This is a genomic window from Streptomyces sp. NPDC001443, assembly GCF_053597355.1.
The window spans coordinates 244,475-258,766 of sequence record NZ_JBSFIA010000005.1; the positions used below are offsets into that span (position 1 = coordinate 244,475).

The 14,292-nt window shown below is 71.7% G+C and carries 14 protein-coding genes; all 14 read right to left on the reverse strand.

Translation table 11 applies throughout. The features are described from left to right. Positions 1 to 4: 4 nt before the first annotated feature. The 14 genes from ACWC24_RS09075 to ACWC24_RS09140 all read right to left on the reverse strand — a co-directional run bounded on the left by ACWC24_RS09075 (position 5) and on the right by ACWC24_RS09140 (position 14,155). Entirely contained in the window at positions 5 to 892 is an 888-nt protein-coding gene (locus ACWC24_RS09075; RefSeq protein WP_450662161.1) for an ABC transporter permease, read from the reverse strand. After that, a complete protein-coding gene (locus tag ACWC24_RS09080) occupies positions 879 to 1,658 on the reverse strand; it encodes an ABC transporter ATP-binding protein (RefSeq protein ID WP_450662162.1) in 780 nt (259 codons plus the stop codon). Before ACWC24_RS09080 ends, ACWC24_RS09075 begins: the two co-directional genes overlap by 14 nt. A gap of 36 nt (positions 1,659 to 1,694) precedes the next feature. Then, positions 1,695 to 2,840: an aliphatic sulfonate ABC transporter substrate-binding protein gene (locus ACWC24_RS09085; protein WP_450662163.1), complete on the reverse strand. Its 1,146-nt coding sequence runs from the start codon at positions 2,838 to 2,840 to the stop codon at positions 1,695 to 1,697. Positions 2,841 to 3,074: 234 nt separating this feature from the next. Continuing rightward, positions 3,075 to 4,409, reverse strand: coding sequence for a sulfate adenylyltransferase subunit 1 (locus tag ACWC24_RS09090; RefSeq protein ID WP_450662164.1), 1,335 nt, complete (start codon positions 4,407 to 4,409; stop codon positions 3,075 to 3,077). A gap of 2 nt (positions 4,410 to 4,411) precedes the next feature. After that, positions 4,412 to 5,347, reverse strand: a complete 936-nt coding sequence (cysD, locus tag ACWC24_RS09095; RefSeq protein WP_450662165.1) for a sulfate adenylyltransferase subunit CysD — start codon at positions 5,345 to 5,347, stop codon at positions 4,412 to 4,414. Next, positions 5,344 to 5,904, reverse strand: a complete 561-nt coding sequence (cysC, locus tag ACWC24_RS09100; protein WP_450662166.1) for an adenylyl-sulfate kinase — start codon at positions 5,902 to 5,904, stop codon at positions 5,344 to 5,346. The genes cysD and cysC overlap by 4 nt, the downstream gene beginning before the upstream one ends. A 2-nt stretch (positions 5,905 to 5,906) precedes the next feature. Continuing rightward, positions 5,907 to 6,617, reverse strand: coding sequence for a phosphoadenylyl-sulfate reductase (locus tag ACWC24_RS09105; protein WP_450662167.1), 711 nt, complete (start codon positions 6,615 to 6,617; stop codon positions 5,907 to 5,909). Continuing rightward, on the reverse strand, positions 6,614 to 6,796 hold the full coding sequence (locus ACWC24_RS09110; RefSeq protein ID WP_450662168.1) for a hypothetical protein: 183 nt from the start codon (positions 6,794 to 6,796) through the stop codon (positions 6,614 to 6,616). The genes ACWC24_RS09105 and ACWC24_RS09110 overlap by 4 nt, the downstream gene beginning before the upstream one ends. After that, positions 6,793 to 8,493, reverse strand: a complete 1,701-nt coding sequence (locus ACWC24_RS09115; protein WP_450662169.1) for a nitrite/sulfite reductase — start codon at positions 8,491 to 8,493, stop codon at positions 6,793 to 6,795. The genes ACWC24_RS09110 and ACWC24_RS09115 overlap by 4 nt, the downstream gene beginning before the upstream one ends. A gap of 125 nt (positions 8,494 to 8,618) precedes the next feature. Continuing rightward, a complete protein-coding gene (locus ACWC24_RS09120) occupies positions 8,619 to 8,702 on the reverse strand; it encodes a putative leader peptide (protein ID WP_309500612.1) in 84 nt (27 codons plus the stop codon). Positions 8,703 to 8,829: 127 nt separating this feature from the next. Beyond that, entirely contained in the window at positions 8,830 to 9,402 is a 573-nt protein-coding gene (locus ACWC24_RS09125) for a GNAT family N-acetyltransferase (RefSeq protein ID WP_450662170.1), read from the reverse strand. Between the two features lie 17 nt (positions 9,403 to 9,419). Beyond that, on the reverse strand, positions 9,420 to 10,712 hold the full coding sequence (locus ACWC24_RS09130; protein WP_450662171.1) for a hypothetical protein: 1,293 nt from the start codon (positions 10,710 to 10,712) through the stop codon (positions 9,420 to 9,422). 208 nt (positions 10,713 to 10,920) lie between these two features. Next, entirely contained in the window at positions 10,921 to 12,189 is a 1,269-nt protein-coding gene (locus ACWC24_RS09135) for a GAF domain-containing protein (protein ID WP_450662188.1), read from the reverse strand. Positions 12,190 to 12,520: 331 nt separating this feature from the next. Further along, entirely contained in the window at positions 12,521 to 14,155 is a 1,635-nt protein-coding gene (locus tag ACWC24_RS09140) for an acyl-CoA dehydrogenase family protein (RefSeq protein ID WP_450662172.1), read from the reverse strand. Between the last annotated feature and the right edge of the window lie 137 nt (positions 14,156 to 14,292).

Below are 14,292 nucleotides of genomic sequence, written 5' to 3' on the forward strand. Positions count from 1 at the left end.
GGCGTCAGCCCTTCACCAGCAGGCCGCGGCTGCGCAGCACCCACCGCTCCAGCGGACTGAAGATCAGCAGGTCGATCGCGATGCCGACGAACAGGATGAGCAGGATGGCGAGGAACACCTGCGCCATGCTGCTGTTGGTGCGGGCCACCTCCAGCAGCTGGCCGAGGCCCACGCCCAGGTCGGGCGCCTGCACGATGATCTCGGCGGCCATCAGCGACCGCCAGGAGAACGCCCATCCCTGCTTCAGGCCCGCGACATAGCCGGGCAGCGCGGCCGGCATCACGATGTGCCAGGTGCCGCGCAGACCGGTCGCCCCCAGGGTGCGGCCCGCGCGCAGGAACAGCGGCGGCACCTGGTCGACGCCGGACACCAGGCCGTTGGCGATCGACGGCACCGCGCCGAGCAGGATCACCGCGTACATCATCGACGGCTGGAGGCCCAGCCAGATCACGGCGGGCGGCACCCAGGCGACCGAGGGCAGCGACTGGAGGCCGGACAGGGTCGGGCCGATCGCCGCGCGCACGAACTTCACGCGCGCCACGAGCAGGCCGAGCGGGGTGCCGATGAGCAGGGCGAGCCCGAAGCCGAGCAGGCCGCGCGAGACGCTCGTCCAGATGTAACCGAGCAGGGTGCCCTTGAGCCAGGCGTCCCGGACCTCGGCCCAGACGGCCCCGGGGGAAGGCAGCTTCGACGGGTCGTCGACGATCTTCAGGGTGATCAGGCCCTGCCAGATCACCACGACCACCGCTACGGCGACGACCGGCGGCAGGACCTTCTCGCGCAGGGTCTGCCGCAGCGGCGGCCGGCCGGCCACCGGGCTCTCCAGCGCGTCGAGGCCCGCCTCGACGCTGCCGGCCTCCCCCGTCGTCGTCCTTGTCTCAGTGCTGGCCATGACGGCGGATCTCCCCACGCAGTACTTCGGTGATCTCAAGGGACAGTTCCGCCACGGGGGCGTCCTCGATCCGGCGCGGCTGCGGGATGTCGACCGTCCACTCCCGGGCCACGCGCCCCGGGCGGGAGGACAGCAGCACCACGCGCTGGGCGAGCCGGACCGCCTCGCGCACGTTGTGCGTGACGAACAGGACGGACAGCCCGGTCTCCGCCCAGATCCGGGTCAGCTCGTCGTGCAGCACGTCCCGGGTGATGGCGTCGAGGGCGGCGAACGGCTCGTCCATCAGCAGCAGATTGCTCTCCTGCGCCAGCGCGCGGGCCAGTGCCACCCGCTGGCGCATGCCGCCGGACAGCTCGTGCACCCGCTTGCCGTACGCGCCCTTCAGCCGGACCAGTTCGAGCAGTTCCTCGGTCTTCCCGCGGCGCTCGTTCTTGGCGACTCCCCTGAGTTTCAGGGCGAGTTCGATGTTCTTGCCCGCGGTCAGCCACGGGAAGAGGGCGTGCTCCTGGAACATCAGGGCGGGCCGGCCGTCCGTCGCGATGGAGCCGGTGGTCGGCCGGTCCAGTCCGGCCACCAGGTTCAGCAGCGTGGACTTGCCGCAGCCCGAGGCCCCCAGCAGGGTGACGAACTCGCCGGGCGCGACATCGAGGCTGACGTCGTCCAGGACGAGCTGCTGTCCGCCCGGACCGGCGAAGGACTTCGAGACATGCTCGATGCGTGCCGCGTACTCCACCGATACGGCGGCCTTGGCGAAGGTCGTGGCCATGGTCGTCACCTCCTGGGAACTCTTCGGGTACGGGGCTTACTTCGCGCCGAGACCGGCGTCGTCGACGGCGGCGGCGCCCTCGGCCTCGAGGACCTTGTCGAGGAGCGTGAGGTCGTAGATGCCGTTCAGGTCGGGCTTCTCCAGCAGACCGGCCTTGACCGCGTGCCGCGCCTCGGTGTCGAGGGTGGCGGCCAGCGGGTCGTCGGTGAACCGGATCGACTTCCACGCCGGGTCGATCACCGCGGCCGGCAGCGCCTTGCCGGAGTCGGCCTCCAGCTGCTCGTTCGCCGCGGCCTTCGCCTCGTCGGGGCGGGCGTTGATCCACTTGTTGGCCTCGACGGAGGCCCGCAGCACCGCCTCGACGGCCTTCGGGTGCTGCTCGAGGAACTCCTGCCGCACGACGATGTTCGTGATCACGAACTTCTTGTCCGGCCACAGGTCGGCCTCGTCGAGCAGTACCTTCGCACCCTCGGCGACCAGCTTGGACGCGGTCGGTTCCGGCACCCACGCCCCGTCGACGGAACCGGACCTGTAGGCGTCCGGGGTGATCTTGTTGTCGGTGCGGACCACCGAGACGTCGCCCCTGCCGCTCTCCGCGTCGACCTTCCAGCCCTGCTCGGAGATCCAGTTCAGGAACGCCACGTCCTGGGTGTTGCCGAGCTGGGGGGTCGCGATCTTCTTGCCCTTGACGTCCTTCAGGGACTTGATCTTCTCGGGGTTCACCACGAGCTTCACACCGCCGGAGGCCGAACCCCCGATGATGCGCAGGCCCTTGCCCGCGGACTTGGCGTAGCCGTTGATCGCCGGGGACGGACCGATCCAACCGATGTCGATCGAGCCCGAGTTCAGCGCCTCGATCTCGGACGGGCCCGCGTTGAAGACCTGGTACCTGGCCGCCGTGGCGCCGAGTTCCTTCTGGAAGTAGCCCTTCCGTACCCCCACCAGCGCGGTGCCGTGGGTGAGGTTGCCGAAGTAGCCGATCTTCACGGAGCCGAGGCCGTCGATCTTCTCGGCTCCGGCGGCGATCTGCTGGTCCGCGGGCGTGCCGGCGGCCTGCGAACCGTAGCCGCACGCGGCGAGCGCCAGCAGCGGAAGAGCGGCGACGACGGCCACACCACGGCGCAGGAGGGCGGGAGCGCCCCTGCGCGGGCGGAGCCGGGGAGGCGGAAGGCTGGCAGGCACGGGAGGAGTTCCTCTCGTCGGCCCGGCGGTCACGTCACTCAGGTCGTGGCCGGGAGGTCGGCGGACGGTCTCCGTCTTTTCCGGGACGGAAGACGGGGGGACTGGGCGCGCAGGCGGTGCGCGTACGTCAGCGCGCACATCGCGCGACTCCGCCCTCGCCGCTGCCCAGGGCGCCGCTGCCGACGCGGCCGCCCTCCTTCGCGAACGTCGCGTAGTAGTCCGGGGTGTTCATGCTCAGAAATCCCAACCGTCGTCTTCCGACGCGTCCTTGACCGGGTCCGGGGCGGCGAACGACTCGCCGACCATGCCCGCGGTGAGGGTGGTGCCGTCGCTGGGGTCGATCAGGATGAACGAGCCGGTGCGGCGCGAGTCGGCGTAGGAGTCGACCGGCAGCGGCTCGGCGGTGCGGATCTTCACCCGGCCGATGTCGTTGGCGAGGAGCTGTCCCGGGTGCGGGTGCAGGGACAGGTCGTCGAGCGTGAGCCGGGACGGAATGTCCTTCACGATCGCCTTGACCGTGCGGGTGCCGTGCTTGAGCAGGACCCGGTGCCCGACGGTCAGCGGCTGGTCGGCCACGTGGCAGACGGTCGCCTCGACGTCCTGCGTGGTGGGCGGCGCGTCCTTGCTCGGCACGATCAGGTCGCCGCGCGAGATGTCGATGTCGTCCGCCAGCAGGAGGGTCACCGACTGCGTCGTCCAGGCCACGTCCACCGGCCTGCCGAGCAGGTCGATGCCGGAGATCGTGGTCGCCCGGCCGGACGGCAGCACCGTCACCGACTCGCCGACGCGGAACGAACCGGCCGCGATCTGGCCCGCGTATCCCCGGTAGTCGGGGTGTTCGGCGGTCTGCGGCCGGATCACGTACTGCACGGGCAGCCGCGCGTGGCAGTGCGCCAGATCGTGGCTGACCGGCACCGACTCCAGGTGCTCCAGCACCGTCGGGCCGCCGTACCAGTCCATGTTCGCGGACGGCTCGACCACGTTGTCCCCGGCGAGCGCCGAGATCGGGATCGCGGTGACCTCGGGGACGCCCAGCTCGGTCGCGTACGCCGTGAACTCCTCGGCTATCGCGGCGAACACGGACTCCTCGTAGCCGACGAGGTCCATCTTGTTCACCGCGAGGACCGCGTGCGGGACCCGCAGCAGGGCGGCGATCGCGGCGTGCCGGCGGGTCTGCTCGACGACGCCGTTGCGGGCGTCGACGAGGATGACGGTCAGCTCGGCGGTGGAGGCGCCGGTGACCATGTTGCGGGTGTACTGCACATGGCCGGGGGTGTCGGCGAGGATGAAGCGGCGCCGGGGCGTGGCGAAGTAGCGGTAGGCCACGTCGATCGTGATGCCCTGCTCGCGTTCGGCGCGCAGACCGTCGGTGAGCAGCGCGAGGTCCGGGCCCTCCTGGCCGCGGCTCGCCGAGGCGCGCTCCACGGCCTCCAGCTGGTCGGTGAGGACCGACTTGGAGTCGTGCAGGAGCCGGCCGACGAGGGTGGACTTGCCGTCGTCGACGGAGCCGGCGGTGGCGAACCGCAGCAGGGTGGTGGCCGAGAGCTCCTCGGTCGTGGTGGTGCTCATGTCTAGAAGTACCCCTCGCGCTTGCGGTCTTCCATCGCGGCCTCGGAGAGCTTGTCGTCGGCGCGGGTGGCGCCGCGCTCGGTGAGCCGGGACGCGGCGATCTCGGTGATGACCTGCTCCAGCGTGACGGCGTCGGAGTCGACCGCGCCGGTGCAGGACATGTCACCCACGGTGCGGTAGCGCACCTGGCGCTTCTGCACGGTCTCGCCGTCCTTCGGGCCGCCCCACTCGCCGGCGGTCAGCCACATCCCGCTGCGGCTGAACACCTCGCGCTCGTGCGCGAAGTAGATCTGCGGGAGCTCGATGCCCTCCCGGGCGATGTACTGCCACACGTCCAGCTCGGTCCAGTTGGACAGCGGGAACACGCGGACGTGCTCGCCGGGTGCGTGGCGGCCGTTGTAGAGGTTCCAGAGCTCGGGGCGCTGGCGGCGGGGGTCCCACTGGGAGAACTCGTCGCGCAGGGAGAACACGCGCTCCTTGGCGCGGGCCTTCTCCTCGTCGCGGCGGCCGCCGCCGAAGACCGCGTCGAACCGCTCGCTCTGGATCTTCTCGGTGAGCGGGAGGGTCTGCAGGGGGTTGCGGACGCCGTCGGGGCGCTCCTTGAGCACGCCGCGGTCGATGTAGTCCTGCACCGAGGCCACGTGCAGCCGCAGCCCGTGCCGGGCCACCGCGCGGTCGCGGTACTCCAGCACCTCGGGGAAGTTGTGGCCGGTGTCGACGTGCAGCAGGGAGAACGGCACCGCGGCGGGGGCGAACGCCTTCAGCGCCAGGTGCAGCATGACGATGGAGTCCTTGCCGCCGGAGAAGAGGATCACCGGCCGTTCGAACTCGCCCGCCACCTCGCGGAAGATGTGCACCGCCTCGGACTCCAGCGCGTCCAGGTGGCTGAGGGCGTACGGGCCCGCGGTGCCCTCCTTGAGCTCGGCAGCGGTCGTCATGCCAGTCCCCTCTCGTTGAGCAGGGCGTACACCGAGGCCGCGGACTCCTGCACGGTCTGGTGCTGGGACTCGATACGAAGATCGGGCGCCTCGGGCGCCTCGTACGGGTCGTCGACGCCGGTCAGCCCGGAGAGTTCGCCGGCCGCCTGCTTGGCGTACAGCCCCTTCACGTCGCGGACCGAGCACACCTCGACCGGGGTCGCGACATGCACCTCCAGGTACGCCGCCCCGCTCTGCTGGTGACGCCCCCGCACCGCGTCCCGGCTGTCCGCGTACGGCGCGATCACCGGGACCAGCGCCTTGACGCCGTTGCGGGCGAGCAGTTCGGCGAGGTAGCCGATGCGCTGCACGTTGGTGTGCCGGTCCTCGCGGCTGAAGCCGAGGCCCGCCGAGACGAACTCGCGGATCTCGTCGCCGTCGAGCACCTCGACGAGGTGGCCATCCGCCCGCAGCAGGCCTGCCAGTTCGTACGCGATGGTGGTCTTGCCGGCGCTCGGCAGACCCGTGAGCCAGACGGTGGCTCCGGTCGTCACGTGTGTCTCCTGAATCTGTGTCATGGTCAGCCGTGCAGCCCGCACTCGGTCTTGCCGCGTCCGGCCCAGCGGCCGGCGCGCGCGTCCTCGCCCTCCAGGACGCGACGGGTGCAGGGGGCGCAGCCGACGGAGGCGTAACCGTCCATCAGCAACGGGTTGGTCAGTACGCCGTGTTCGGCGACGTAGGCGTCGACGTCGTCCTGGGTCCAGCGGGCGATGGGGGAGATCTTGACCTTCTGCCGCTTCTCGTCCCAGCCGACGACCGGGGTGTTCGCCCGGGTCGGGGACTCGTCGCGGCGCAGGCCGGTCGCCCAGGCCTGATAACCCGTCAATCCCTCTTCCAGCGGCTGCACTTTGCGGAGCTTGCAGCACAGGTCGGGGTCGCGGTCGTGCAGCTTCGGCCCGTACTGCGCGTCCTGCTCGGCGACCGTCTGACGCGGGGTCAGGGTGATGACCTCGACGTCCATCACGGCCTCGACCGCGTCGCGGGTGCCGATGGTCTCCGGGAAGTGGTAGCCGGTGTCGAGGAAGACGACGTCGACGCCCTTCCTGACCCGGGACGCGAGGTGCGCGACCACCGCGTCCTCCATGGAGGAGGTGACACAGAACCGCTCGCCGAAGGTGTCCGCCGCCCACCGGAGGATCTCCAGCGCGGAGGCGTCCTCCAGGTCGCGGCCCGCCTGCTCGGCGAGGGCCCTGAGGTCGTCCGCCGTACGCTCTTGCTGAGTGGTCGTCATGTCTCGTCGTCCCCTCCGGCGTTGGAGTTGTGAAGGCCCCGGGTCAGCAGCCCGAGGAACTTCAGCTGGAATGCGCGGTTGCACGCCGCGCATTCCCAGGCGCCGTGACCGGCCTCGTTCGGACGCAGGTCCTCGTCGCCGCAGTAGGGGCAGTAGAAGGGGGCGGCCCGCTCGCTCATGAGAGGGCCTCCTCCGAGGCGCGCGCGGCCCAGGCGGCGAACCGCTCGCCGTCCGCGCGCTCGTCCTGGAACCGCTTCAGCACCCGCTCGATGTAGTCGGGCAGCTCCTCCGAGGTGACCTTCAGGCCGCGCACCTTGCGGCCGAACCCGGCCTCCAGGCCGAGCGCGCCGCCGAGGTGCACCTGGTAGCCCTCGACCTGCTCGCCGTTGTGGTCGACGACGAGCTGGCCCTTGAGACCGATGTCCGCCACCTGGATACGGGCGCAGGCGTTCGGGCAGCCGTTCAGGTTGATGGTGAGCGGCTCGTCGAACTCCGGCAGGCGGCGCTCCAGTTCGTCGATCAGCTGGGAGCCGCGCTGCTTCGTCTCGACGATGGCGAGCTTGCAGAACTCGATGCCGGTGCAGGCCATCGTGCCGCGCCGGAAGGAGGACGGCCGGGCCGTCAGGTCCAGCGCCTGAAGGCCCTCGACGAGCGAGTCGACCTGGTCCTCGGGCACGTCGAGGACGATCATCTTCTGCTCGACGGTGGTGCGCACCCGGCCCGAGCCGTGCGCTTCCGCGAGATCGGCGATCTTCGTCAGGGTGGCGCCGTCGACGCGGCCCACGCGCGGGGCGAAGCCGACGTAGAACAGGCCGTCCCGCTGGCGGTGCACGCCGATGTGGTCGCGCCACCGCTGCACCGGCTGCTCGGGGGCGGGTCCGTCGACCAGCTTGCGCCCGCCGAGGTACTCGTCCTCGAGGACCTGACGGAACTTCTCCGCGCCCCAGTCGGCGACGAGGAACTTCAGGCGGGCGCGGTTGCGCAGCCGGCGGTAGCCGTAGTCACGGAAGATGGAGATGACGCCCTCGTAGACGTCGGGCACCTCGTCGATCGGCACCCACGCGCCGAGCCGCACACCGAGCTTGGGGTTGGTGGACAGGCCGCCGCCGACCCACACGTCGAAGCCGGGGCCGTGCTCGGGGTGGCGCACGCCGACGAACGCCACGTCGTTGATCTCGTGCACCACGTCCAGCACCGGCGAACCCGAGATGGCCGTCTTGAACTTGCGGGGGAGGTTCGAGTACGCCGGGTTGTTCAGCACCCGGCGCTTCATCTCCTCCAGCGCCGGGGTGGCGTCGATGATCTCGTCCTCGGCGATGCCGGCGACGGGCGAGCCGATCATCACGCGCGGGGTGTCGCCGCAGGCGGTGACCGTCGACAGGCCGACGGCCTCCAGCCGCTCCCAGATCGTCGGCACGTCCTCGATCCGGATCCAGTGGTACTGGATGTTCTGCCGGTCGGTGATGTCGGCGGTACCGCGGGCGAACTCCTGCGAGATCTCGCCGACGACCCGCAGCTGCCGGGTGGTCAGCGCCCCGCCGTCGACGCGGACGCGCAGCATGAAGTACGAGTCGTCCAGCTCCTCCGGCGCCAGGACCGCGGTCTTGCCGCCGTCGATCCCGGGCTTGCGCTGGGTGTACAGCCCCCACCAACGCATCCGGCCGCGCAGGTCGTTGGGGTCGATCGAGTCGAACCCGCGCTTGGAGTAGATCGTCTCAATGCGTGTCCGCACATTGAGACCGTCGTCGTCCTTCTTGAACTGCTCGTTGCCGTTGAGCGGGGTGAAGTGCCCCGCGGCCCACTGACCCTCGCCGCGGTGACGGCTCACCTTGCGGCGGGGCGCGGCGGCAGCAGGGTTCTGCGGGGTGGCGGCCATGGTTCTACGTCCTTCAAGACAGGCGGAAAGCGGCTCTGACCAGTGCGTACGGGCGCACGGAAGCGTTCTGTGCGCGGCTCTGCGCAGGGAAAGACCAAAGGGGAAAACTGCGGCGCTACGGCTCGTCAGCCCGCCGGACAGATGGCGCTGGACATGCGGCCGAGGTCGACGTGCCGCCGACTCACCAAGGCAATTCCAGTTCCAGACATGACGGAAGCGTGTCACGGCGTTCTGGAACCAGTCCAGCTTCGTCCGTCATGCGGACACCCTGGTCCCGCATCGTGAGACCAGGGTGTTGTCGATCACATGGTGTGCGCGCTGTCTTGTCAGCGCAGGTCAGACGGGATAGGCGCCCGGCCAGGGGCCCGGCGAGGTCACCTCGGGCTGCTCCTCGACCTTGGTGTCGAACAGCCTGAAGCCCCGGCGCTGGTAGTTGTCCATGGCGTGCTCGCCGTCCAGGCTGCACGTGTGCAGCCAGACCCGCTTGGTCTCCGGCAGCCCCGGCCAGCGCTCGGCGAGGTCCCAGGCGCGGGCGGCGCCGTACGCCAGCAGGTGCCCGCCGATCCGGCGCCCGCGGAAGGCCTCGATCAGCCCGAAGTAGACGATCTCCACGGCCCCGTCGTCCTGCGGCTCCAGCTCCACGTAACCGGCCGGGGTGCCGTGGTCGTAGGCGACCCAGGTCTCCACGCCCGGCCGGTCCAGGTGCTCGCGCCAGCGCGCGTACGGCCAGCCGAGCCGGTCGGTCCAGCGGATGTCCCCGCCCACCGACGCGTACAGGAAGCGGCTGAACTCCGGCGAGGGAACCTCCGCGCGCACGATCCGCACGTCGCCCTCGGGCGCGGAGGCCGGCAGGACGTCGGTCGGCGCGGTCTGCTCCAGGGACCAGGTGGTCACGGGAATGTTCGTCATACCGGACAGGGAATCATCTAGTCCAATGATCTGTCGATCGAGGTCAGAGGCAGTGCGAACAGCATCCGGGCGGACTGGGACCAGACCTCGCCGGTCTCCTGCCAGTAGGACAGCGACTCCGTCCGCGGGCTCCAGCAGGTGCGTCCGCCCTCGGCCCCGCACCGGGTGGCCCGCGCGCCGTCGGTGTCCTGCCGCCACAGGCCGCCGGGTCCGCCGCCGTCGTCGGCCGCGCGGCTGAGGTACCAGTGCGCGCCGAGGGACAGCACGCCCCGGACCTCGGAGACCTTCGTCCGGTAGGCCTCGGTCGCGGGTGCGCGGCCCGTGGCATCGGTGGCGAGCAGCCCGGAGCGCCCGGGTGCCGTGCTGAAGGAGTAGCGCCACAGGCGGGCCTGTCCCGGGCCGTCGCCGGAGGTCCACTCGTCGGCCACCAGGCTGTCCGGCACCGTGCTGCGGTCCAGCGAGACGGCGGCGGGGCGCGGGGTGCCGTCGGCGCCGCCGAGCCGGTAGGAGCCGACGGCCGGCAGTACGTACCGGCAGCCGTGCGCCGACCAGCCGCCCGGCACCCGGCCGACCGCCTCCGCCTCGACCGTGGCGCGCTGGACGCGGTTCATGTCGTAGACGTACAGCGCGGCCCGGTCGCCGTCGTCTGCGGTGACCAGCAGCTTGTCCTCGTACCAGACCATGCCGGAGACATGGGAGGCGAGCCCCCGGTAGTCCCGGCCGCCGTCGACCGGCACGGCGAGGAGGACCCAGGTGTAGCTGAGGTGGTCCAGGTCGTCGGCGTCCACGAAGGCGACCCGGGCCAGCCCCCGCTCGCCGACCGCGCCACCGGGGCCCGTCCAGCCGGAGAGGATCACGCGGTGCGCGCCCCAGCGGCCGTCGCCGTCGGCGTCCCCGGAGGTGGTGACCGCTCCGGCCCGCCAGCCGTCGGTGTCCGCCGCGTTCCAGCAGTACGCGCGGGTGGCCGCCGGCGCGACGGGCAGCGCCTGCTTCTCGTCCGACGTGCAGTCGGCCGCGCCGCGCAGGGTGTGGTCGGCCCCGGCGAGGACGTCGGTGACGCCGACCGGCCGTCCCATCCCGCCGACCAGCCGGCTCAGGTCGCCGGCCGGCACCAGGTTCTCCGTCAGCCGCAGCCGGGCCGTCTCGGCGGTCGAGGTGAGCGGCTTGAGCGCCCCGGGGTCGTCGGCGACCGTGGCCTGCGATGCGCTGATCATGGTGGCCGCGGCGGTGAGCGCGAGGGCCGCTCCGGACAGGAACGCGCGCAGCGCCCGCCCTCGCCTGCGTCGGCGGTGCCTGCCACGTTGCTTCATCAGACCTCCCGAGGCGGACCAACTGCGCCTGTCGATCAGTACGTTGACCGAGGAGCAGATGGGGTGGCCCGTGCAAGGGATGCTACGACAGCCGGACACTGCCGGGGACGAAGACCTCGCAAATATGCGGAAGACACCTGCGGATGCGGCATATGCGGTATGGCTGGTCGACGCGCAACCGCACGCCGGGGCGCACCCGCCGGGAGGGTCAGGCCAGGGCGGCCGACTCCCGGGCCTTCGTCACCGCCGGGGCGGTGGAGTGCGGCAGCAGGTCACGGGGGTCGCCGGGCAGCAGGACCTCCACGGACGCGTCCTCACAGAAACGATACGGCCGATGCTCCAGAAACCCCCCGAAGTACCTCCGTACCCGTGACATCTCGGCCCGGACGGTCACCGTGCGGGCCGGGTCGCCGAACACGTCGGCGGCCAGGCCCGCCGCGCTGCGCCCCGAGCGGTTGACGGCCAGCAGATAGAGCAACTCGGCATGACGGGGACTCAGTTCGTGGGTCCAGGAGCCCGCGCTGCCGGACACCGTCACCGACCAGCCGCGCGGCTGCCCCAGATCCAGCACGATCCGGGTGGCCGTCCGCGGCCCCGGCTCCGCGGCCGGCCGCACCAGCCAGCCGCCGGCCAGCGGTTCCACCGCGCTCGGACCGAGCGCCGGCAGCCACCGGCGGCCTGCCGCCAGCGACTTGGGCAGGGCGATCCGGTTCGTGTACGGCATCCCCGTCACGGCCGCGGTCCAGCCGTCCCGGTCCACCACCACCGCCCGGTCGCCGAGCCGCGCCAGCACCGGCGCCGCCACAGCGCGCAGCTGCTCCAGCGAGTTCCGGTGCAGTTCGCGCAGCCGGGACTCGGCGAGCTTGGCCACCGTGTCGACCCAGGAGAGCGTGGCCGGATGCATCGTCTCCAGCGGGCCGCTGAGGTCCACCACCCCGAGCAGCCGGCCGTCCCGCGGATCGGAGATCGGCGCCCCCGTGCAGGTCCAGCTCGTCTGACTGCGGACGAAGTGCTCGCCGGCGAACACCTGCACGGGACGGCGTACCACCGCCGGGGTGCCCACCCCGTTGGTGCCGACCACGTCCTCGCGCCAGTCCGCGCCGACCTCGAACCCGAGTTCGTCGGCCTTGCGCAGCACCGGCGAGCAGCCCTCGCGCCACAGCACCCGGCCGTCCGCGTCGGCGACCACCATGATGTGCCGGGTGACGTCCGCGAACTGCAGCAGCCCCTCGCGCAGCACCGGCAGGACGTGCCGCAGCGGGGACTCCTCGCGCCGCCGCCGCACCTCGTCGGCGGCGAGCAGCCCCGATCTGAAGTCGCGCTCGGGGTCGACCCCGCTGCGCACCATGCGCCGCCAGGACTGCTCGATCACCGGACGGGGAGCGATCGGCGCGCGCTTCCCGGCGAGGGTGGCGTCGCGGATGTCGCTGAGCATCCGCGCGGCACGCGGTGCGTCGACGGAGGCGAGTTGCGTCATGTTCTTCGGCGAGTACGCCACTGGGCCCCCCGGGAAACTCCTACGACAACCGGAAAAGTCAAGCCCTGCGGCCGACGGTTTCCGGTCCTGTTCCGCCGGTTCGGGCGGTGCGTCACATCATGCCCCCCGACGGCGCCGGAGGGGCTGACTCCGGACACCCGGGCCCGCAAGTTGCAACCCCCTGCAACCCTGGTGCACCTCAATGCTTTGTTCGAAACTTGACGCACGCCGTCCCGAGCGGCGTTCCTGGCCTCGCAGGGCCAACCTCGCGGGGGTGGTGCCGTGTCGGCGCAGCACCACCCCCGCGGTCATACGATGCCGAACCCGCAGGTCAGTCGACCGGTCGCGCGCGTTCCACCACCGCCGCCAGGTTCAGGGTGGCCGGCAGGGTCCCGAAGGCCGCGCCCCAGTCGCCACCCAGCCGCGAGGCACAGAACAGGTCCGCGACCTCGGCCGGCGCGTACTGCACGAGCAGCGCCCCCTGGAGCACCAGCGCCAGCCGTTCGGCGAGCCGCCTGGCCCGGCCCTCGATGCCCTCCAGATCGGCGAGCTCGGTCAGCAGGTCCTTGATCGCCCGGTCCAGCCGGTGATCGGCGCCCCGCGCCCGTCCGACCTCCTGGAGGTAGGCGTGCAGCGCCTGCGGCTCCCGGCGCAGTGCCCGCAGCACGTCCAGCGCCTGGACGTTGCCCGCGCCCTCCCAGACCGAGTTCAGCGGCGACTCGCGCACCAGCCGGGGCAGGCCCGACTCCTCGACGTAACCGTTGCCGCCCAGGCACTCTGCGGCCTCCACCGCCACCGGCGCGCACCGCTTGGTCACCCAGAACTTCGCCGCAGGCACCGCGATCCGCAACAGTGCCCGCTCCTGCTCGCCCCCGTCGTCGCAGGCGGCCGCCAGGCGCAGCGCCAGCGTGGTCGCCGCCTCCGACTCCAGCGCGAGATCGGCCAGAACATTGCGCATCAGCGGTTTGTCCAGAAGCCGCCCGCCGAACGCCTCCCGGTAGGTGCAGTGGTGCACCGCCTGTGCCACGGCCTGCCGCATCAGCCCCGCCGAACCCAGCACACAGTCCAGCCGGGTGGCCGCGACCATCTCGATGATGGTGCGCACCCCCTGCCCCTCCGCACCCACCCGGCGCGCCCAGGTCCCGTCGAACTCGACCTCGGACGAGGCGTTCGACCGGTTGCCCAGTTTGTCCTTCAGCCGTTGGAGCAGGAACACGTTGCGGGTGCCGTCCGCCAGCACCCGCGGCACCAGAAAGCAGGTCAGGCCCTCGGGGGCCTGCGCCAGGACCAGGAACCCGTCCGACATCGGCGCCGAGCAGAACCACTTGTGCCCGGTCAGCGCATAGGTGCCGGCCTCGGCGAGCGGCACCGCGGCCGTCGTGTTGGCCCGTACGTCACTGCCGCCCTGCTTCTCGGTCATGCCCATCCCGAACAGCGCCCCCGCCTTCTGATCGGCGGGCCGCAGTGTCCGGTCGTACAGCGTGGACGTCAGCCGCGGCTCCCACTCGGCGGCGAGCGCCGGGTCGTGGCGCAGGGCCGGGACGGCCGCGTGCGTCATCGACAGCGGGCAGCAGGTCCCGGCGTCGACCTGGGTCCACACCAGGAATCCGGCGGCCCGCCGCACCTGTCCGCCCGGCCGCGTCCAGGCGCCGGTGAGGCCCGCCCCGACGCCCTTGCCGAGCAGCCGGTGCCAGGCCGGGTGGAAGTCGACCTCGTCGATCCGGTTGCCGTAGCGGTCGTGGGTGCGCAGCCGCGGCGGGTTCGTGTCGGCCTGCACCCCCCACTCCTGCACCTGGGCCGACCCGGCGGACCGGCCCAGCGCCGCGAGTTCGTCGCGCGCCTCGTCGAGTACCGCCGGGTCGACATGCCGCTCGACCGCCTCGACCAGTGCCCGGTCGGCCGAATAGACGTCGTACCCGGTCAGGGGCGGGGGCTGATTGGTCACGGAGTGCGTCCTGCCTGCCATACCCCGGAACCTATCGCCCGCCCCGTCGGCCCGGACCGGGTGCCCCACCACACCGAAAGGAGCCACCCCGTGAGCCTGATCGGCCAGGAAGAAGGCATCGAGCACGGGACCCTGCGCGGCCACCGCCAGCACACCCG